The 20,802-nt window shown below is 71.6% G+C and carries 17 protein-coding genes; 5 read left to right on the top strand and 12 right to left on the bottom strand.

What is annotated here, in order from left to right; genetic code table 11:
* Window positions 1-2: 2 nt before the first annotated feature.
* The 5 genes from ACWD1Z_RS24075 to rimP all read right to left on the bottom strand — a co-directional run bounded on the left by ACWD1Z_RS24075 (window position 3) and on the right by rimP (window position 5,588).
* On the bottom strand, window positions 3-296 hold the full coding sequence (locus ACWD1Z_RS24075; protein ID WP_250074448.1) for a DUF503 domain-containing protein: 294 nt from the start codon (window positions 294-296) through the stop codon (window positions 3-5).
* A 133-nt stretch (window positions 297-429) separates the two neighbouring features.
* Window positions 430-3,573 (bottom strand): translation initiation factor IF-2, encoded by a 3,144-nt coding sequence (infB, locus tag ACWD1Z_RS24080; RefSeq protein ID WP_451121664.1) that lies wholly within the window; start codon window positions 3,571-3,573, stop codon window positions 430-432.
* A 147-nt stretch (window positions 3,574-3,720) separates the two neighbouring features.
* Window positions 3,721-3,999 (bottom strand): YlxR family protein, encoded by a 279-nt coding sequence (locus tag ACWD1Z_RS24085; protein WP_389414675.1) that lies wholly within the window; start codon window positions 3,997-3,999, stop codon window positions 3,721-3,723.
* Window positions 4,000-4,089: 90 nt separating this feature from the next.
* Window positions 4,090-5,076: a transcription termination factor NusA gene (gene nusA / locus ACWD1Z_RS24090; protein WP_015657494.1), complete on the bottom strand. Its 987-nt coding sequence runs from the start codon at window positions 5,074-5,076 to the stop codon at window positions 4,090-4,092.
* Window positions 5,077-5,078: 2 nt separating this feature from the next.
* Window positions 5,079-5,588 (bottom strand): ribosome maturation factor RimP, encoded by a 510-nt coding sequence (gene rimP / locus ACWD1Z_RS24095; RefSeq protein ID WP_451121667.1) that lies wholly within the window; start codon window positions 5,586-5,588, stop codon window positions 5,079-5,081.
* A gap of 194 nt (window positions 5,589-5,782) precedes the next feature.
* On the opposite strand from rimP, the gene ACWD1Z_RS24100 reads away from it, so the two are divergent.
* Genes ACWD1Z_RS24100 through ACWD1Z_RS24110 form a run of 3 tightly spaced genes read left to right on the top strand, consistent with a single transcriptional unit; the run spans window position 5,783 to window position 7,679 of the window.
* Entirely contained in the window at window positions 5,783-6,292 is a 510-nt protein-coding gene (locus ACWD1Z_RS24100) for a hypothetical protein (protein WP_451121669.1), read from the top strand.
* Window positions 6,289-6,753, top strand: a complete 465-nt coding sequence (locus ACWD1Z_RS24105) for a ferritin-like domain-containing protein (RefSeq protein WP_451121671.1) — start codon at window positions 6,289-6,291, stop codon at window positions 6,751-6,753. Before ACWD1Z_RS24100 ends, ACWD1Z_RS24105 begins: the two co-directional genes overlap by 4 nt.
* 26 nt (window positions 6,754-6,779) lie before the next feature.
* Window positions 6,780-7,679, top strand: a complete 900-nt coding sequence (locus ACWD1Z_RS24110; protein WP_451121673.1) for an aminoglycoside phosphotransferase family protein — start codon at window positions 6,780-6,782, stop codon at window positions 7,677-7,679.
* Between the two features lie 437 nt (window positions 7,680-8,116).
* On the opposite strand, the gene ACWD1Z_RS24115 is transcribed toward ACWD1Z_RS24110, so the two are convergent.
* From ACWD1Z_RS24115 to ACWD1Z_RS24145, 7 genes are all read right to left on the bottom strand, one after another.
* On the bottom strand, window positions 8,117-9,820 hold the full coding sequence (locus ACWD1Z_RS24115; RefSeq protein ID WP_451121675.1) for a proline--tRNA ligase: 1,704 nt from the start codon (window positions 9,818-9,820) through the stop codon (window positions 8,117-8,119).
* 82 nt (window positions 9,821-9,902) lie between these two features.
* Complete coding sequence (locus ACWD1Z_RS24120) at window positions 9,903-10,433, bottom strand: GNAT family N-acetyltransferase (RefSeq protein WP_451121677.1); 531 nt, start codon at window positions 10,431-10,433, stop codon at window positions 9,903-9,905.
* A 19-nt stretch (window positions 10,434-10,452) separates the two neighbouring features.
* Window positions 10,453-11,301, bottom strand: a complete 849-nt coding sequence (locus ACWD1Z_RS24125) for a GNAT family N-acetyltransferase (protein ID WP_451121679.1) — start codon at window positions 11,299-11,301, stop codon at window positions 10,453-10,455.
* Window positions 11,302-11,464: 163 nt separating this feature from the next.
* Window positions 11,465-12,622, bottom strand: a complete 1,158-nt coding sequence (gene ispG, locus ACWD1Z_RS24130; protein ID WP_250074464.1) for a flavodoxin-dependent (E)-4-hydroxy-3-methylbut-2-enyl-diphosphate synthase — start codon at window positions 12,620-12,622, stop codon at window positions 11,465-11,467.
* A gap of 169 nt (window positions 12,623-12,791) precedes the next feature.
* Window positions 12,792-14,084, bottom strand: a complete 1,293-nt coding sequence (locus ACWD1Z_RS24135; protein ID WP_451121790.1) for a M50 family metallopeptidase — start codon at window positions 14,082-14,084, stop codon at window positions 12,792-12,794.
* 8 nt (window positions 14,085-14,092) lie between these two features.
* Window positions 14,093-15,349: a 1-deoxy-D-xylulose-5-phosphate reductoisomerase gene (gene dxr, locus ACWD1Z_RS24140; RefSeq protein ID WP_451121681.1), complete on the bottom strand. Its 1,257-nt coding sequence runs from the start codon at window positions 15,347-15,349 to the stop codon at window positions 14,093-14,095.
* Between the two features lie 84 nt (window positions 15,350-15,433).
* Window positions 15,434-17,365: an acyl-CoA dehydrogenase family protein gene (locus ACWD1Z_RS24145; RefSeq protein WP_451121683.1), complete on the bottom strand. Its 1,932-nt coding sequence runs from the start codon at window positions 17,363-17,365 to the stop codon at window positions 15,434-15,436.
* A 275-nt stretch (window positions 17,366-17,640) separates the two neighbouring features.
* On the opposite strand from ACWD1Z_RS24145, the gene ACWD1Z_RS24150 reads away from it, so the two are divergent.
* Both ACWD1Z_RS24150 and ACWD1Z_RS24155 read left to right on the top strand, forming a co-directional pair.
* Entirely contained in the window at window positions 17,641-18,648 is a 1,008-nt protein-coding gene (locus ACWD1Z_RS24150; RefSeq protein ID WP_451121685.1) for a LacI family DNA-binding transcriptional regulator, read from the top strand.
* Between the two features lie 66 nt (window positions 18,649-18,714).
* Window positions 18,715-20,757, top strand: coding sequence for a glycoside hydrolase family 31 protein (locus ACWD1Z_RS24155; RefSeq protein ID WP_451121687.1), 2,043 nt, complete (start codon window positions 18,715-18,717; stop codon window positions 20,755-20,757).
* The last annotated feature ends 45 nt before the right edge of the window (window positions 20,758-20,802 follow it).

Consider the following 20,802-nt stretch of genomic DNA (forward strand, 5'->3'; position numbering starts at 1 on the left):
CATCAGTCTTCGTCGCTGTGGAGCCTGCGTCGAACCGAGAGCAGTTCCACCTCGGGCCGTCCGGCGACCAGCCGCTCGCAGCGGTCCAGGACGTCGGAGAGGTGTCCCGTGTCCCCGGAGACCATCGCGAGCCCGATCTCGGCCCGTCGATGAAGGTCCTGGTTGCCCGTCTCGGCCGCGCTCACCGCGTACTTGCGCTGGAGTTCGGCCACGATCGGACGGACGAGTGAGCGTTTCTCCTTCAGCGAGCGAACGTCGCCGAGAAGCAGGTCGAAGGAGAGAGTCCCCACATACATGTGCGATCCGGATGTCCCGCCGGTTCGGGGTACGGGCGCCACGCATCGACGCCGATACGGGAACCGTACACGCAACGGCCGGGGCCGATCGACGGAAATAACTTCCGCCGACCGGCCCCGGTCGCGTGTCAGGTCACGCGCGCGGCTTCTCGCGCATCTCGTACGTCGCGATGACGTCGTCGACCTTGATGTCGTTGAAGTTGCCGAGGTTGATACCGCCCTCGAACCCTTCGCGGATCTCGGTGACGTCGTCCTTGAAGCGACGCAGACCCTCGATGTTGAGGCTCTCCGCGACCACCTTGCCGTCGCGGATGAGGCGCGCCTTGGTGTTGCGCTTGACCTCGCCCGAGCGGATGAGGACACCGGCGATGTTGCCCAGCTTGGACGACTTGAAGACCTCGCGGATCTCCGCCGTACCGAGCTCGACCTCTTCGTACTCCGGCTTGAGCATGCCCTTGAGGGCCGCCTCGATCTCCTCGATCGCCTGGTAGATGACCGAGTAGTAGCGGACGTCCACGCCCTCGCGTTCGGCCATCTGCGCCGCGCGGCCGGCCGCACGGACGTTGAAGCCGATCACGATGGCGTCCGAGCCCATCGCCAGGTCGATGTCCGACTCCGTGACCGCACCGACACCGCGGTGCAGGACGCGGATGTCGACCTCTTCGCCGACGTCCAGCTGGAGCAGCGAGGACTCCAGCGCCTCGACGGAACCAGAAGCGTCACCCTTGATGATGAGGTTGAGCTGCTGGATCTCGCCGGCCTTGAGCACCTTGTCCAGGTCCTCGAGGGAGACGCGGCGCGTGCGCTTGGCGAACGCGGCGTTGCGCTCACGGGCGGCGCGCTTCTCGGCGATCTGACGGGCCGTACGGTCCTCGTCCACCACCAGGAAGTTGTCGCCCGCACCCGGGACGTTGGTCAGGCCCAGGACCTGGACCGGCGTCGACGGGCCGGCCTCGGCCACGCTGTTGCCGTTGTCGTCGTGCATCGCCCGGACTCGGCCGTACGCGTCGCCGACCACCATGGTGTCGCCGACCCGCAGCGTGCCGCGCTGGACGAGGACCGTCGACACGGCACCGCGGCCGCGGTCGAGTCGGGACTCGATCGAGATGCCCTGCGCGTCCTGGTGCGGGTTGGCCCGCAGGTCGAGTGAGGCATCGGCGGTGAGGATCACGGCCTCCAGCAGGGAGTCGATGTGCAGACCCTGCTTGGCGGAGATGTCGACGAACATGGTGTCGCCGCCGTACTCCTCGGCCACCAGCCCGTACTCGGTGAGCTGACCGCGCACCTTGGTCGGGTCGGCGCCCTCGACGTCGATCTTGTTCACCGCGACCACGATCGGCACCTCGGCCGCCTTGGCGTGGTTGAGCGCCTCGACCGTCTGCGGCATGACGCCGTCGTTGGCCGCGACGACGAGGATCGCGATGTCCGTCGACCGGGCACCACGGGCACGCATGGCGGTGAACGCCTCGTGACCCGGGGTGTCGATGAAGGTGATCTTGCGCTCTTCGTCGTTGACCTCGGTCGCGACCTGGTAGGCACCGATGTGCTGGGTGATGCCGCCGGCCTCGCCCGCGATGACGTTCGTCTTGCGGATGGCGTCGAGCAGTCGGGTCTTTCCGTGGTCGACGTGACCCATGACGGTGACGACCGGCGGGCGGACCACCAGGTCCTCCTCGTCGCCCTCGTCCTCGCCGAACTCGATGTCGAAGGACTCGAGCAGCTCGCGGTCCTCCTCCTCCGGGCTGACGATCTGAACCGTGTAGTTCATCTCGTCGGCGAGGAGCTGGAGCGTCTCGTCGGAGACGGACTGCGTGGCCGTGACCATCTCGCCGAGGTTCATCATGACCGCGACGAGCGACGCCGGGTTGGCGTTGATCTTCTCCGCGAAGTCGGTGAGCGACGCACCGCGCGACAGGCGAACGGTCTCGCCGTTGCCGCGAGGCAGCATCACACCGCCGACCGACGGGGCCTGCATGGCCTCGTACTCCTGGCGCCTCTGCCGCTTCGACTTGCGACCGCGACGCGCGGGACCGCCGGGACGACCGAAGGCGCCCTGCGTGCCACCACGGCCACCGGGACCACCGGGACGACCACCGAAGCCGGGACGACCGCCGCCACCGCCACCGGGACCACCCGGACGGCCGGCGAAGCCGCCGCCACCGCCACCGGGACCACCGGGACGACCGGCGAAGCCGCCACCGCCACCACCGGGACCAGCGGGACGACCGGCGAAGCCGCCGCCGCCACCGGGACGACCGCCGCCACCGCCACCGGGACGACCGCCGCCACCGGGACCGCGGCCACCGGGGCCACCGCCACCGGGACGCGGGCCCGCGGCGGGACGCTGCGGCATCATGCCGGGGTTCGGACGGGGACCGCCGCCGGGACGCGGGGCGCCGCCCTGCGGACGGGGCATGCCGCCCGGGGTGGGACGCGCGCCGCCCGGACCCTGCGGACGGGGACCGCCGGCAGCACCCTGGGGACGGGGACCGCCCTGGCCCTGACCCTGCGGACGCGGAGCGCCGCCGGGAGCACCGGGACCACCCTGGCCGCCGGGACGCGGGGCACCACCCGGACGGGGCGCCTGGGGGCGCGCCATGCCGGTGGAGCCACCGGAGGTGAAGGGGTTGTTGCCCGGACGGGGACCGGCCGGACGGGCACCGGGACGCGGGGCCTGACCACCCGGACGCGGGGCGCCGGGACGGTCGCCACGGTCACCGCGGCCCTGGCCGGGACCGGCCGGACGGGAGCCCGGACGCGGGGCCTGGCCGGCCGGACGCGGGGCGCCCGGACGCGGGCCGGAGCCCTGACCCTGGCTCGGAGCCTGGCTCGGAGCCTGGCTGCCCTGGGAGGCGGCCGGCGCGGCGGGAGCCGACGGCGGTGCCGTGAACTCGGGCGTGGTCGGAGCCGGGGACGCCGGCGCCGGACGCGGCGCGGGCTTCGGGCCCGGACGGGGGCCGGGAGCGGCCGGCGCGGCGGGAGCCGCGGGCTGCTCGGCGGCGGCCGGCTTGGGGGCCGGCGGGCGCGGGGCAGCCGGACGGGCGGCCTGCGCGGGAGAGGGGGCTGCCGGCCTGGCCGGTGCAGCCTTGCGTGCGGGGGCGGACTTGCCGCCGCCGCTGCCCTGCTGGAGGGCATCAGTCAGCTTGCGTACGACGGGCGCCTCGATCGTCGAGGAAGCCGAACGAACAAATTCACCGAGTTCTTGGAGCTTGGCCATGACGACCTTGCTCTCCACTCCGAACTCCTTGGCGAGTTCGTATACCCGGACCTTAGCCACTTCGCTCCTTTTAGGTCCGGGTTGCGGCCGGACCGTCGCTACTTCATGGGCGTACTCATCGCGTGCTCATCGAGTGCTCATCGCAATCTCGACCTACTTCCAACTCGCGGGGTACCTGGGCCGCGCGGGGGTTCCGCACGACGCTTCTTACGGTGTTGCCTGCTCGACGTAGAGGCGCAACGCCTTGGTGTCGAGCGGTCCCGGGGCGCGCAACGCCCGTGGGAACGCCCGACGGCGTACCGCCAGGTCGAGACAGACCAGGGCGGGGTGCACGTACGCACCCCGGCCGGGCAGCGTACCGCGATGATCGGGGACGCACTCGTCCTCGATCGCCACGATGCGCAGCAAGTCTCTCTTGGCCGCTCGCTCCCGGCACCCCACGCAGGTGCGCTCGGGGCATGCTGGAGCTTGCGTCCGGCCAGACACTGTTAAGTCTACCTCCCCGCACCGACCTCACCCCTTTGGGGCAAGAATCGAACGGTTGTTGTCGTGATCTCAGCCACCCGCGGCCGGGTTCTATTCCCCGGGCTGCTCGGTGTCGGGGCGGATGTCGATGCGCCAGCCGGTCAGACGGGCCGCGAGCCGGGCATTCTGCCCTTCCTTGCCGATCGCCAGTGACAGCTGGTAGTCGGGCACGGTCACGCGCGCGGACCGGGCCGCCATGTCCACGACCTCCACCTTGGAGACCCGGGCCGGCGAGAGCGCGTTCGCCACCATCTCGGCCGGGTCGTCCGACCAGTCGACGATGTCGATCTTCTCGCCGTTCAGCTCGCCCATGACATTGCGCACACGGCCGCCCATGGGGCCGATGCAGGCGCCCTTGGCGTTCAGCCCGGAGCGGGTGGACCGGACGGCGATCTTCGTGCGGTGTCCGGCCTCGCGGGCGATCGCGGCGATCTCGACGGAGCCGTCGGCGATCTCCGGCACCTCCAGGGCGAAGAGCTTCTTCACCAGGTTCGGGTGGGTGCGCGAGAGGGTCACGGAGGGGCCGCGGACGCCCTTGGCCACCCGTACGACGTAACTGCGCAGCCGCATGCCGTGCGGGTAGGTCTCGCCGGGCACCTGCTCCTGCACCGGCAGGATGGCCTCCAGCTTGCCGATGTCCACGAGCACGTTCTTCGGGTCGCGGCCCTGCTGGACCACTCCGGTGACGATGTCGCCCTCACGCCCCGCGTACTCGCCGAGCGTGGCGTCGTCCTCGGCGTCGCGCAGCCGCTGCAGGATGACCTGCTTGGCGGTGGTGGCGGCGATACGGCCGAAGTCGGACGGGGTGTCGTCGAACTCCCGGGGCTCCTGGCCCTCCTCGAGGTCCTCGGGATCCTCCTTCGCCCACACGACCACGTGCCCGGACTCCCGGTCGAGCTTCACGCGCGCGTGGCGGTGGCTTCCCTCGGTGCGGTGATAGGCGATGAGGAGGGCCGACTCGATCGCCTCCACCAACAGGTCGAAGGAGATCTCCTTCTCCCGAACCAAGCCCCGCAGGGCGCTCATGTCGATGTCCACGGCTACGCCTCCTCCTCTTCCTTCATGTCCTTCTTGTCCTTGCGGCTGAACTCGACCTGGACGCGGGCCTTGGCGATGTCGCCGAAGGCGAGCCTGCGGGTCGTGGCCTTGCGGCCCTTCACACCGGGTACTTCCAGATCCACGCCGTCCTCGTCCACGGTCAGGATCCGCGCGACCAGTTCCCCGCCCTCGGTGAGCTGGAATCTCACCAGCCGGTCGACGGCGCGCACATAGTGCCGGTGCTCGGTGAGCTCGCGCTCCGCACCGGGGGTGCCCACTTCGAGGTCGTACGCGCCGTCACCCATCGCATTGGTCTCGTCGAGCTTCGCCGAGAGCGCACGGCTCACATCGGCGATCCGGTCCAGATCGGCACCGGTGTCCGAGTCGACGACCACGCGCAGCACCCGCTTGCGCCCGACGGAGTCCACTGCGATCTCTTCGAGATCGAGGCCCTGGGAGCTGACGAGGGGTTCCAGGAGTTCTCGCAGCCTCTCGCTCTGGGTGGTGCTCATCCGGGTGACTCCTCGGCCGCGTGTGCTGTTGTGGGATGGGTCGCGTGTCTGGTCAAAGGGTATCGGGTCGCGGGGTGTGTTGCCGTCCATCGGGTGGCGGACGGGTGCCGGTGGGTGGTCCCGGACATGTCCACGGGTACCGTGATCACGGGCGTGCCGCCCTCCACTCCGTACGAGCACCGAGGACGTCTGCCGTGCCGTTTCCCCCGCCGCCGCGCCTGCCCTCGGGGCCGCGCAGAAGGAGCCTGCTCGCCGCGGCCGCCGGTGCCGCCGTGCTGGGGGGCTGTTCACCCGGTTCGGACACCGACGGCACGGCCGGCAGCCCGTCGGCCGCGGACCGCGCACGCGCGCGTGCGGCCCGGGACAGCGCGGAGCTGGTGGACCGCTACGACGCGGTGATCGCCGCCCATCCGGCTCTGGCGGGCCGGCTGCGGCCGCTGCGCGCGGAGGTGCTCCGGCACGCGGAGGCGTTCGGCGGTACGGCGGCGGCCGGGCCGGGGACCCCGTCCGCGTCGGCGACCGCGCCGGTGGCGCCCTCCGACGAGAAGGGCGCGCTCGCGGAACTCGCCGCCGCCGAGCGGACGCTGTCGGACCGCAGGATCGGGGCGCTGTCGGCGCTGCCCGGGGAGCTCGCCCGGCTGCTGGCCTCGGTGGCGGCTTCCGGGGCGGCGCATGTGTATCTGCTGACGGAGGGTGCGGCGTGAGCAAGGCCAAGGCCGGGGAACTGACCGCGCTGCAGGCGGCGCTGGCCGCCGAGCACGCGGCGGTGTACGGGTACGGCGTCGTCGGGGGGCGGATCCGGGAGGAGCGCCGCGCCGAGGCCCGGGGGGCCTACGACGCCCACCGGGCGCGCCGGGACGTCCTGGTGCGTGAGGTGCTGGACCTGGGCGGGGAGCCGGTCGCCGCGGAGCCCGGGTACGCCCTGCCGTTCGCGGTGTCCGACTCCGCCGCGGCGGCCCGGCTCGCCGCCGAGGTGGAGGACCGGGTGGCCGGGGTCTACTCGGATCTGGTGCGGGCGGCCACCGGTGAGCGGCGGCGTACGGCCGCCGAGGCGCTGCGGGAGGCGGCGGTGCGGGCGGTGCGCTGGCGCGGCGAGAGCGTAGCCTTCCCTGGGCTCGCCGAGCGGGCGGCCACCGGCTCGGCATCGGCGACGCCCACGGCGTGACGTGAACTGGAAGGAAACTCTCGCGTATGGCTTTCGAACCGCCGCGGCGTCTGGTCAGGGCGCTCGGTGAGACGGCACCGGACGCCGACGGCTGGCTGGAGAAGCTGCCCGAGGCGGCGCAACAGGCCGTGGCGCTACGCGAGTTGACCGTGGAGCGGGTGCAGGTGCCCGGCGGGCGCAGCAGCCTGGTCGTGCTGGTGCGGCGGGCGGACGGTACGCCGGCCGTGCTGAAGCTGGCCCCGCCACGGGCCCGGCCCGAGAGCGAGCGCGCGGCGCTGGCGCACTGGGGCGGCCGGGGCGCCGTACAGCTGCTGGAGCCCTTCCGCACGGAGGGGGTGCTGGTGCTGGAGCGGCTGCATCCGGATGTGTCGGTGCGGTCGTTGCCGGAGGCGAAGGCGCTGCTGGAGGCGGCGGGGACGCTGCGCCGGCTGTGGGTGGAGCCGCCCGGGGACCATGTCTTCGAGACCGTCGCCGAGCGGACGGGGCGGCAGGCCGAGGCGATGCGGCTCGGCTCCGCCGGTGACACGGGAGCGGCGGTGCTGGTGGACGCGGCGCTCTCCGCTCGGGAGGAGCTGCTGGCGGCGCCGCCCGAGCACCGGCTTTTGCACGGGACGTTCCGGCAGAGCAAGGTGCTGGCGGGGGAACGGACGCCGTGGCTGGCCGTGGGGCCGGATCCCGTGGTGGGTGAGTGCGCGTTCGATCTGGCCCGGCTGGTGCGGGACCGGGTGGAGGACCTGATCGCCACGCCGTCTGGGGCGGCCACGACGCGCCGCCGCATCAAGCGGCTGGCCGAGTCCCTGGACGTGGACCAGGATCGACTCCGCGGCTGGACCCTCTTCCGGGCCGTGGAGTCCGGCGTACGCGCCCTGCGAGTGGGCCGCCCCCAGGACGCCGAGCTGCTACTGGAGTTCGCGGCCTGGCTCTGACCTCCCCCACGCGGCAAGCACCCGCCGCACTGGAAACGGGCGCCCTCGCGGCCCCGGGAGGACCGACACGGCCGAGCCCGCGCCGGCCTCCCCGACCGACTCCGCCACCGCCGACTCCGGGAACCCTCGCCCGACGGCCACAGGCACCCCGCATCCCCGCCGGATCTGGAGGGCCCCCGGCCGGGCGCGCGATGGGCTCTCGGGCGACTACTCCCCCGCGACCTCGGACGCCGGGAATGCCCGCCCCCACGGCACAGGACATCCCCGCGGCCCCAGAGGTTGACCTACGCGGTCGGGCACGCACGGTCTCCCCGACCGTCTGCTTCCCCGCCGGCTCTCACGCCGGAAGGGCCCGCCCCCCGTGCCCGGGCAGCGGGCCCTCTTTTGGGTCTGGGGGGCTGCTCGGGCCGGCTTTTGGCCGCCCTCCCCCGGAGGGGTTACGCCGTCAGGTGGGTGAGGGCTTCCTCGAGGGTCAGTTCCTCGCGTTCGCCGGTGCGGCGGTCCTTGAGTTCGAGTACGCCCTCGGCCGCGCGGCGTCCGGCCACCAGGATCTTGGGGACGCCGATCAGCTCGGAGTCGGTGAACTTCACGCCCGGGGACACCCCGGCGCGGTCGTCGCACAGCACCCGCAGGCCCTTCGCCGCCAGCTTCTCGGAGACGTCGAGGGCGAGTTCGGTCTGCAGGGCCTTGCCGGCGGCGACCACATGGACGTCGGCCGGGGCGATCTCGGCGGGCCAGCACAGGCCCTTGTCGTCGGCGGTCTGCTCGGCGAGCGCCGCGACCGCGCGGGAGACGCCGATGCCGTAGGAGCCCATGGTGACGCGGACCGGCTTGCCCTGCTGGCCGAGGACGTCGAGCTTGAGGGCGTCGGCGTACTTGCGGCCGAGCTGGAAGATGTGGCCGATCTCGATGGCGCGGTCCAGCGTGAGGCCGGTGCCGCAGTTCGGGCACGGGTCGCCCTCCTGGACGACCACGACGTCGACGTACTCGGCGACCTCGAAGTCCCGTCCCGCGACGACGTTCTTCGCGTGCGTGCCCTCCTTGTTGGCACCCGTGATCCAGGAGGTGCCGGAGGCCACGCGCGGGTCGGCGAGGTAGGTGACCTTCTCGCCCAGGCCCTGCGGACCGACGTAACCGCGCACCAGGTCGGGGCGGCCCGCGAAGTCCTCCTCGGTGACCATCTCGACCGTCGCCGGGGCGAAGTGCGCCTCGACCTTGTCCAGGTCGACCTCACGGTCACCGGGGACACCGACGGCCACGATCTCGCCGTCGACCTTCACCAGGAGGTTCTTCAGGGTCGCGGAGGCCGGGACGCCGAGGTGGGCGGCGAGGGTCTCGATGGTGGGGGTGTCCGGGGTCGGGATCTCCTCCAGCGCGGCCACGCCGTCGGCGTCCACCGGCTGCAGCGCGTACGTGATCGCCTCGGTGTTCGCCGCGAAGTCGCAGTTCGGGCAGTCGGCGAAGGTGTCCTCGCCGGCCTCGGCGGGGGCGAGGAACTCCTCGGACCTGGAGCCGCCCATCGCGCCCGCGGTGGCGGCGCAGATGCGGTAGTCCAGGCCGAGGCGCTCGAAGACGCGCTGGTAGGCCTGGCGGTGCAGGGCGTAGGACCGGGCCAGGCCCTCGTCGTCGAGGTCGAAGGAGTAGGAGTCCTTCATCAGGAACTCACGGCCGCGCAGGATGCCCGCCCGCGGGCGGGCCTCGTCGCGGTACTTGTGCTGGATCTGGTAGAGGATGACCGGCAGGTCCTTGTACGAGGACGCCTGGTCCTTCACCAGCAGGGTGAAGATCTCCTCGTGGGTCGGGCCGAGCAGGTAGTCGCCGCCCTTGCGGTCCTTGAGGCGGAACAGCTCCTGGCCGTACTCGTCCCAGCGGCCCGTCGCGTCGTACGGCTCACGCGGCAGCAGGGCGGGCAGCAGCACTTCCTGGGCGCCGATCGCGTCCATCTCCTCACGGACGACGCGCTCCACATTGGCCAGGACCCGCTTGCCGAGCGGCAGCCAGGACCAGATGCCGGCCGCCGTGCGGCGGACGTAGCCGGCCCGGACGAGCAGCTTGTGGCTGAGGACCTCGGCGTCCGCCGGGTCGTCGCGCAGCGTCTTCGCCATCAACTGGGACATGCGCTGGACCGGTGCGTTCGCCATGGTTCGTGTACTCCTGCTGCGTGAGGGTTATGGCAGGAGGTTAGCCGGGCGGTACGGGGCGGTGGAAATCGGTCGGGGCCCGCTATCGCCTGCGCAGCGGCAGCGTGGCCCCCATCACGGCGTACGGCCTCGGGGCGCTGGGGAAGAGGACCTGCCGGGCGAGGTCCTGGTAGCCGAGGGAGTGGTAGAGGCCGCGGGCCGGGCTGTCGGTGTCGATCGCGGAGAGGATCGAGCGGGGTTCGGCGGCGCCGTCGGTGAGGGCGGTGATCAGGGCGCGGCCCAGTCCGCGGTTCTGGTACGCCGGGTGGACGTGCAGCTCGGTGATGACGAAGGAGTCGTCGAGCCAGTCGTCGTTGCCCCGGCCGCGGAGGTACGGCTCCACGACCGTGGACCACCAGTGGGTGCGGTCGTTCGGCATGCCGTAGACGAATCCGACGAGCCGTCCGTCCGCGGTGGCGCCGAGGGCGCGGGCGCCGGGGTAGGCCATGTGACGCAGGACGATCTGACGGCGTACGACCACCTCGTCGGGGCTGAGCCCGAAGGCGACGGCTTGGACGGCCAGGGCCTCGTCCACGTGGGCCGGCAGATCCAGGGGGCCGATGACGAGGTCCATGCGGGGAGGGTACAGGGAGCTAAAAGAGGACGCTCATGAAGGCGCCGACCTCTTCGAAGCCGACCCGTCGGTACGTCCTTCTGGCCGCGGTGTTGAAGTCGTTGACGTAGAGGCTCACCACCGGGGCCACGTCCGCGAGGGCGTAGCGCAGTACGGCCGCCATGGCGGGGGCCGCCAGGCCCTGGCCCCGGTATTCGGGGGCCACCCAGACGCCCTGGATCTGGCAGGCGCGGTCGGTCGCGGCGCCGATCTCCGCCTTGAAGACGACCCGGCCGTGTTCGTCGAGGCGGGCGAACGAGCGGCCGGAGCCGACCAGTTCGGCCACCCGGGCCTGGTACAGCAGGCCGCCGTCGCCGGCCATCGGGGAGACGCCGACCTCTTCGGTGAACATCGCCACGCACGCCGGCATGATCGTGTCCATCTCGTCCTTGCGGATCCGGCGGACGCGCGGGTCGGGGGCGATGGTCTGCGGCATGCGGTCGGTGACCATGAGGGGCTGGCGGGCGCGGACGTCCCGGGCCGGGCCCCAGTTCGGTTCCAGCAGGCGCCAGAGCTGGGCGGTGGGTTCGGCCGGGCCCACGATGGAGGAGCAGCGGCGGCCCGCCCGGCGGGCCCGGTCGGCGAAGGCGCGGACGGCTCGGGGGGTGGCGCAGATGGGGACGAGGTTGGCGCCCGCGTAGCAGAGGGACGTCAGCATGCCGTCCTCGTACCAGCCCCACATCTCGCCGCCGAGGCGCCAGGGGTCCAGGCCGGCGACCTGGACCCGGGACGTGACGAAGGCGTTCGTCACGGGCTCGCGGTCCAGGACGGCGAGCGCTGCGTCCAGGTCGCTCGGTTCGAGGACCCGGGAGGTGGTCTGGGTCAGCAACTGCGGGGCCTCACACTAAAGACAGCTGATCTCCGCACTGTACCTGGCGGGGATGTGGAGTGCCGCCCTGCCGGAGTGAGACCGGTCGAGGTGCTGCTCGCGGGGGGTGCCGCCGCGGGGGTGCCGCTCAGCCCGGCACCGGGGGTCAGCCGGCCACGAGGGCTCAGCCCGCCACCGAGACCGACGGCTCGCCCGATTCGATGCCCGCGTCCTGCATCTGCTCGGCCAGCTTCATGGCCTCCTCGATCAGGGTCTCCACGATCTTGGACTCCGGCACCGTCTTGATGACCTCGCCCTTGACGAAGATCTGGCCCTTGCCGTTGCCGGAGGCGACACCGAGGTCGGCCTCGCGGGCCTCGCCGGGGCCGTTCACGACGCAGCCCATGACCGCGACGCGGAGGGGGACCTCCATGCCGGTCAGGCCCGCGGTGACTTCCTCCGCCAGCTTGTAGACGTCCACCTGGGCACGGCCGCAGGACGGGCAGGAGACGATCTCCAGGCCGCGCTGCTTGAGGTTCAGGGACTCCAGGATCTGGATGCCGACCTTGACCTCCTCGGCGGGGGGCGCCGAGAGGGAGACGCGGATCGTGTCGCCGATGCCCTGGGAGAGCAGCGCGCCGAAGGCGACCGCCGACTTGATCGTGCCCTGGAAGGCGGGGCCCGCCTCCGTCACACCGAGGTGCAGCGGGTAGTCGCACTGGGCGGCGAGCTGCTTGTACGCCTCGATCATGACGACCGGGTCGTTGTGCTTCACCGAGATCTTGATGTCGCGGAAGTCGTGCTCCTCGAAGAGCGACGCCTCCCACAGGGCCGACTCCACGAGCGCCTCGGGCGTCGCCTTGCCGTACTTCTGGAGCAGTCGCCGGTCCAGCGAGCCCGCGTTCACGCCGATGCGGATCGGCGTGCCGTGGTCCTTCGCCGCCTTGGCGATCTCCTTGACCTTGTCGTCGAACTGCTTGATGTTGCCGGGGTTCACCCGGACCGCGGCGCAGCCGGCCTCGATGGCCGCGAAGACGTACTTGGGCTGGAAGTGGATGTCCGCGATCACCGGGATCTGCGACTTGCGGGCGATGGTCGCGAGGGCGTCCGCGTCGTCCTGCGTGGGGCAGGCGACCCGCACGATCTGGCAGCCGGACGCCGTCAGCTCGGCGATCTGCTGGAGGGTCGCGCCGATGTCGGACGTACGGGTCGTCGTCATCGACTGGACGGAGACCGGGGCGTCGCCGCCCACCGCGACCGTGCCCACCTGGATCTGCCGGCTCTTCCGGCGCTCGGCAACCCTGGTCGGAACGGACGGCATGCCGAGAGAAATCGCAGTCATCTGCTGTGCAACCCCAAGTCGTGGATCAAGGTCCGGTCCCGTCAGCAGCGGGCTCCAGGCTTCGAGATTACGGCACGGGCCAAGGCGACAGCACATCACGGCCCGTAAACCCACTCGATGGAAGGCGGCCCGGGACACAGGATCCCGGGCCGCCGCCAACGCCGTATGGCTAGGAGATTCTCACCGGGTTAACCACGTCGGCGATCAGCACCAGGAGCGTGAAGCAGACGAAGATTCCGGCCACCACGTAGGCCACCGGCATCAGCTTCGCCACGTCGAACGGGCCCGGGTCCGGGCGGCGCAGCACCTTCGCGACGTTCCGGCGCAGCGACTCCCACATCGCGCCCGCGATATGGCCGCCGTCGAGCGGCAGCAGCGGGAGCATGTTGAACAGGAACAGGGAGAGGTTGAAGCCGGCCACCAGCATGACCGCCATGGCCAGCTGCTGGGAGGCGGGGATGTCGAGGGTGAAGATCTCGCCGCCCACCCGGGCGGCGCCGACCACGCCCATGGGCGAGTCGGACTCGCGCTCGCCGTCGCCGAAGGCGGCGTCCCACAGGGCCGGGATCTTGCCGGGCAGGGCGGCGAGGGAGTCGACGGCGTCGCCGACCCGGTCGCCCATCCAGGTCACGGAGTCACCGAAGTCCTGCTTCACGATGCCGGTGGCGGCGCTGAAGCCGAGGAAGCCGGCGGTGACGTACTCGCCCTGGACGATCTGGCCGGCGGCGTCCTTCTTGGCGACCTGGTTGGTGGCGATCTTCGCGGTGAGGGTGACCTCCTGGCCGTCCCGGTCGACGACGATCGGCACCTGCTTGCCGGGGTTGGCGCGGATCAGGTCGGAGAGCTTGTTCCAGTCGTCGGTGCGCACCCCGTCGAAGGCGACGATCTTGTCGCCGGCCTTCAGGCCCGCGGCGGCGGCCGGCGCGGCCGGGTCGGACTTCTCGCAGGTGTCGCGGTTCTCGCTCTGGGCGATGACGCACTGGGAGACCGAGCTGACGGTGGTGGTCTGCTGGGAGATGCCGAAGCCCATCAGCACGGTGAGGAACAGGCCGACGGCGAGGACCAGGTTCATGAAGGGGCCCGCGAACATCACGATGACCCGCTTCCACGGCTTGCGCGTGTAGAAGAGGCGGGTCTCATCACCCGGCCTGAGTTCTTCGAACGCGGCCTCGCGGGCGTCCTCGATCATGCCGCGCCAGGGCGAGGTGGAGCGGGCCTCCAGCCGGCCGTCGGGGCCGGGCGGGAACATGCCGATCATGCGGATGTAGCCGCCGAACGGGATGGCCTTGATGCCGTACTCCGTCTCGCCCTTCTTGCGCGACCAGAGGGTCGGGCCGAAGCCGACCATGTACTGGGGCACGCGGATGCCGAAGAGCTTGGCGGTGGACAGGTGCCCCAGCTCGTGCCACGCGATCGAGAAGAGCAGCCCGACGGCGAAGACCACTATGCCGAGGATGAACATCAAGGTCGTCATGCACGGGCCTCCACCGTCTGTGCCGCCAGTTCCCGGGCCCGGGTGCGCGCCCAGGCCTCCGCTTCGAGGACGTCCGCGACGGTGAGTGAGGTTCCCGTCACCGGCGTGCCGTGCTCCTGGACCACCCGGGTCACGGTCTCCATGATCCCGTTGAACGGCAGCGCGCCGGCCCGGAAGGCCTCCACGCATTCCTCGTTGGCGGCATTGAACACCGCCGGGGCCGTGCCCGCGAGCTCACCGACGTGCCGGGCGAGGTTCACCGACGGGAACGCGTCGTTGTCGAGCGGGAAGAACTCCCACGTCGAGGCCCTTCTCCAGTCGAAGGCGGGCGCCGCGTCGGGGACGCGCTCGGGCCAGCCCAGACCGATGGCGATCGGCCCGCGCATGTCGGGGGGCGTCGCCTGGGCGATCGTGGATCCGTCGGTGAACTCGACCATCGAGTGAACATACGACTGGGGGTGCACGACGACCTCAATGCGGTCGAAGGGAATGTCGTAGAGGAGGTGCGCCTCGATGACTTCCAGGCCCTTGTTGACGAGGGTCGCGGAATTGATCGTGATCACCGGGCCCATGGCCCAGGTGGGGTGGGCGAGGGCGTCCTCGACGGTGACGCTCGCCAGTTCCTGCTTGGTCCGGCCGCGGAAGGGGCCGCCGGACGCGGTGACGACGAGCTTGCGTACGTCCGCGCGCGTGCCGGAGGCCAGCGCCTGGAACAGCGCCGCGTGCTCGGAGTCGACCGGGATGATCTGGCCCGGCTTGGCGAGCGCCTTGACCAGCGGGCCGCCGACGATGAGCGACTCCTTGTTGGCGAGCGCGAGGGTGCGGCCCACCTCCAGGGCGGCGAGGGTCGGGGCCAGGCCGATCGAGCCGGTGATGCCGTTCAGGACGGTGTGGCAGTCGGAGGCGGCGGCCTGGGTGGCGGCCTCCGGTCCGGCGAGGATCTCGGGCAGCGGCTCGCCGGCGCCGTACCGCGCGCGCAGGGCCTCGCGCAGCTCCGGTACGGCGTCCTCGCGGGCGACGGCGACCGTGCGGGCCTTCAGCCGGTGGGCCTGCTCGGCGAGGAGGGCGACGCGGCCGCCGTTGGCGGAGAGCGCGGTGACCCGGAAGCGGTCGGGGTGGCGCAGCACGAGGTCGATGGCCTGGGTGCCGATCGACCCGGTGGAGCCGAGGATCACCACGTCCTTCGGGCCGTCTCCCGCGACGGGGTCGTACACCAGGTGCGGGTCGGCGAGGGGGGCTGGAGAGTCGCTCATCCTTCCATTGTTGCCGCAACCACGGCGTGGGTGGACAGGGCGTCCCCCTCAGGGGGCGGGAGGGGAACGCCCTGTCGACGGCGGTCAGCGGATCGGGCGGTGGACGTTCTCCCGTTCGCTCGGGCCCGGAAGGGCGTCGGCGATCCAGGGGCCGTCGCCCGAGGGGTCGACGATGCCCTGCTCCAGCCAGGCGTAGGTACCGGACATGACGCCCTTGACGACCTTGCGGTCGACGTCGTCGGTGTTGCTCCAGAGCCGGCCGAAGAGTTCCTCGGTGCGGATGCGGGACTGGCGGCAGAAGGCGTCGGCGAGCTGGTAGGCCTCCCGGCCGTTCTCGCCGCGGGAGCGCAGGTGCTCGGCGCGTACGCAGACCGCGCTCATCGCGAACAGTTCCGCGCCGATGTCGACGATCCGGGCGAGGAAGCCCTGCTTGGACTCCATCCGGCCCTGCCAGCGGGACATGGCGTAGAAGGTGGAGCGGGCCAGCTTGCGGGAGGTGCGTTCGATGTACCGCAGGTGGGCGGAGAGGTCCACCTCGCGCTTGAACTCGCCGTAGGAGTAAGGGAGCTGGCCCTGCCCGGCGACCAGTTTCGGGAGCCACTTGGCGTAGAAGACGCCCGCGTTCGCGCCCGCCTTGGCCTTGTCCTGGAGGGACTTGTCGGGGTCGATGAGGTCACCGGCGACCGAGAGGTGGGCGTCGACGGCCTCGCGGGCGATGAGGAGGTGCATGATCTCCGTCGAGCCCTCGAAGATGCGGTTGATGCGCAGATCGCGCAGGACCTGCTCGGCGGGGACCGCCCGCTCGCCGCGGGCCCGGAGCGACTCGGCCGTCTCGAAGCCGCGTCCGCCGCGGATCTGGACGAGCTCGTCGGCCATCAGCCAGCCCATCTCGGAGGCGTACAGCTTGGCCAGGGCGCCTTCGATGCGGATGTCGTTGCGGTCCTCGTCGGCCATCTGCGAGGCCAGGTCGAGCACGGCCTCCAGGGCGAAGGTGGTGGCCGCGATGAAGGAGATCTTGGCGCCGACCGCTTCGTGCCGGGCGATCGGCTTGCCCCACTGCTCGCGGGCCGCCGACCACTCACGGGCGATCTTCAGGCACCACTTGCCGGCGGCCACGCAGGACGCGGGCAGCGACAGCCGCCCGGTGTTGAGGGTGGTCAGCGCGATCTTGAGGCCGGCGCCCTCGGGGCCGATGCGGTTGGCGGCGGGGACCCGGACCTGGTGGAAGCGGGTGACGCCGTTCTCGATGCCGCGCAGGCCCATGAAGGCGTTGCGGTGCTCGACGGTGATGCCGGGCGAGTTGGTCTCCACGACGAAGGCCGTGATGCCGCCCTTGTGCCCCTCGGACTTCGGCACCCGGGCCATGACGACGAGCAGGTCGGCGACCACCCCGTTGGTGGTCCACAGCTTCACTCCGTCGAGGACGTACTCGTCTCCGTCCGGTACGGCGGAGGCGGCGAGCCGGGCCGGGTCGGAGCCGACGTCCGGCTCGGTGAGCAGGAACGCCGAGATGTCGGTGCGGGCGCAGCGCGGCAGGAACCGTTCCTTCTGCTCGTCCGTGCCGAACAGCTTCAGCGGCTGGGGCACGCCGATCGACTGGTGGGCCGAGAGCAGCACGCCGATCGCGGGCGAGGCGGAGCCGGCCAGGGCGAGGGCCTTGTTGTAGTAGACCTGGGTGAGGCCGAGGCCGCCGTACCTGGTGTCGATCTTCATGCCGAAGGCGCCGATCTCCTTGAGGCCGCCCACGACCTCGTCGGGGATGCGGGACTCGCGCTCGATGAGGGCGCCGTCGACCTTGGTCTCGACGAAGTCGCGGAGCTTGGCGAGGAACTCCTCGCCGCGCTGGGCGGCCTCGTCGGTCGGCATGGGGTGGGGGTGGATGAGGTCCAGGCGGAAGCGGCCGAGGAACAGTTCCTTGGCGAAGCTGGGCTTGCGCCAGTCCTGCTCACGGGCCGCCTCCGCCACCTGGCGGGCCTCACGTTCGGTGACTGTGGGCTTGGTCGTTGGAGCGGACATGACGCTCACCTCGCCGCGCATAGGGATCTTTTCCGGATCTTCCGGACCGAGAGTTACTGACGGGTGCTACCCGATCGTATGTACCCGATCCGGGGCGAGGTGGCCACCCTGTGTGCGGCCGTTCAGCCGAGAATCGGTCCCCGGCAAAATCGCTGTCGAAGCGCTTCGACAGCCTATGGACACCCACCCCCGGTGGAGCTACTGTCGAACCACCCTCACCCGCCCCTATTCACCGTGCGCACTGTCGAAGCGCTTCACAAAGCTTGGAGAGCTGGATGGTCACCCTCGCCGAGGTCGCCCAGCACGCCGGAGTCTCGGCGAGCACGGTGAGCTATGTCCTCAGCGGCAAGCGGTCCATCTCCGCGACCACCCGGCACCGGGTCGAGCAGAGCATCCGCGAGCTCGGCTACCACCCGAACGCGGGCGCCCGGGCGCTGGCCAGCAGCCGGTCGAACATCATCGCGCTGATGATCCCCCTGCGCACCGACATGTATGTGCCGGTGATGATGGAAATCGCCATCGCGGTGGCCACCACCGCGCGCACGCACGGCTACGACGTCCTGCTGCTCACCGGCGAGGAGGGCCCGGACGCGGTGCGCCGGGTCACCGGCAGCGGGCTCGCCGACGCGATGATCCTGATGGACGTCGAACTCGACGACGAGCGGCTGCCGTTGCTCCGCGACACCGACCAGCCGTCCGTGCTGATCGGGCTGCCCGCCGACACCTCCGGGCTGACCTGCGTCGATCTGGACTTCCGGGCGACCGGTGCGCTGTGCGTGGAGCATCTGGCGAAGTTCGGGCACCGCGACATCGCTGTCATCGGCGAGGCGCCCGCGGTCTACGAACGGCACACCGGGTTCGCCGAGCGCACCCTCGACGGACTGCGCTCGCGGGCCCAGGAGTTGGGCGCCCGGCTGCTGCACCGGCCGTGCGACGGCGGCTACGACGCGATGGCCGTGACCCTCGCCCGCGTCTTCGACGAGCGCCCGGGCACCACGGGCTTCGTCGTGCAGAACGAGTCGGCGGTGGAGCCGCTGCTCGCGCTGCTGCGCCAGCAGGGCCGGGCCGTGCCGGAGGACGTGTCGGTGGTCGCGATCTGCCCCGACCAGGTCGCCGTCCAGGCCTCGGTGCGGCTGACGTCGGTGTCCATTCCCGCGCAGGAGATGGGCCGGCAGGCCGTGGAGCATCTGGTGGCCAAGCTGGACGGGCGGGGCGAGGACGAGGTCGTGCTCATCGCCCCCGAGTTGACGGTCCGGGCCAGCTCGGGACCGGCCGCTTCCTGACCTGTACGTCCCCGTGCGGCCCCTGCGGGGGCGGCTTCCCCCTGCCATCGTTCAGGAGTACGCCTCGTGAATCAGCCTGCCGAAAGCCAAGCGAAGATCAGCCTGGCGCAGTCCTCCCCCACCGTCGGCACGTTCCGCGAGCGGGACGGCGCGCTGGAGTGGAGCGGCCGTCAGGAGACCGTACGCGTCGAGCCGTGGGGCCCGGACGCGGTGCGGGTGCGGGCCCGGCTGGGCGGGCCGGTCCTGGCCGGTCTGCCGGGCGCCCTGCTGGACGAGGCTCCCGCGACGCCGTCCACGGTGAAGATCGAGGACGGGCGGGGGCGGCTGACGGTCGGGGCGCTCACCGTGGAGGTCGACGCCGAGGGCATGGTCCGCTTCCTGCGCACCGGCGACGGCGCCGAACTGCTCGCCGAGGAGCGCGCCCACTTCTGGTGGCCGGGTCCACGGCTGTACACGGCCGTGGGCAACGGCCACCACCGCCTGGAGCAGCGCTTCGCCGCCTACGACGACGAGAAACTCTACGGCCTCGGCCAGCACCAGCACGGCCGGCTCGACCAGAAGGGCCTGGTCCTGGACCTGGTGCAGCGCAATGCCGAGGTCGGCATCCCGGTGCTCACCTCCAGCCGCGGCTACACCCTGCTGTGGAACAACCCGGCGATCGGCCGGGTGGAGCTCGCGCACAACGGCACCCGCTGGGTCGCGGACTCGGCCCGGCAGATCGACTACTGGATCACCGCGGGCGACCCGGCCGACGCCCAGCGCCGCTACAGCGCGGTGACCGGCCGGACGCCGATGCTGCCCGAGTGGGCGGCCGGGTTCTGGCAGTGCAAGCTGCGCTACCGCACCCAGGACGAACTCCTCGCCGTGGCACGGGAGTACAAGCGGCGGGGCCTGCCCCTGGACGCGATCGTCTGCGACTTCTTCCACTGGACGCACCTCGGTGAGTGGAAGTTCGACCCCGCGGAGTGGCCGGACCCCGCGGCGATGGTCCGCGAACTCAAGGAGCTGGGCGTCACGTTGGTGGTGAGTGTCTGGCCGTCGGTGTCCCCGCTGTCGGAGAACCACCCGGTGATGGAGCAGCGCGGCTGGTTCATCGGCACCCAGTACGGCCCGATGGCGCACGCCGACTGGCCGGACAAGGAGGTCGCCTCGACCGTCCAGGTCTCCTTCTACGACGCCACCAACCCGGAGGCCCGGGAGTTCGTGTGGTCGCGGATCCGGGACAACTACCTGCGCCCGTACGGCATCACGGCCTTCTGGCTGGACGCCTGCGAGCCGGAGCTGAAGCCGGGCTTCCAGGAGAACCTGCGGTACTGGGCGGGGCCCGGCCTGGAGGTCGGCAACCTCTATCCGGCGGAGAACTCCCGCACCTTCCACGAAGGGCTCAGCGCCGAGGGCGAGTCCGACATCATCACCCTCAACCGCTCGGCCTGGGCGGGCAGTCAGCGCTACGGCGCCGCCCTGTGGTCCGGTGACATCGGCACCGACTTCCCGACCCTGCGCCGCCAGATCGCGGCCGGCCTCAACACCGCACTGGCCGGTATCCCCTGGTGGAACACCGACATCGGCGGCTTCCACGGCGGCGACCCGCGGGACCCGGCGTACCGGGAGGTCATGGTCCGCTGGTTCCAGTTCGGCGCGCTGTCCCCGCTGATGCGGCTGCACGGCTTCCGCGACCCCGGCATGCCGCTGGGCCCGGACATGACGGGCGGCCCCAACGAGGTCTGGTCGTACGGCGAGGAGGCCGGCGCGATCCTGGAGCGGTATCTGCGGCTGCGCGAGCGGCTGAAGCCGTACGTTTTGAAGGTCATGCGCGAGGCGCACGAGGAGGGGCTGCCCGTGATGCGGCCGCTGTTCCTGGAGTTCCCGCGGGACCCGGCCGCCTGGTCGGTGGACGACGCCTATCTCTTCGGCCGGGACCTGCTGGTGGCGCCGGTGCTCACGGCGGGGGCCACCGCCCGGACGGTGCGTCTGCCGGCGGGCGCGGTCTGGACGGACGCGTGGACGGGTGAGACGTACCAGGGCGGCGCCGCCGTGACGGTCGACGCCCCGCTGGACCGCATCCCGCTGTTCCTGCGGGACGGGGCCGAGCTGCCGATCGCGGAGTGACGGGTGCGGCCGGTCCCGCGGGTCACGGGACCGGCCGCACGCTCA

It is taken from the genome of Streptomyces sp. NPDC002784, assembly GCF_053592135.1.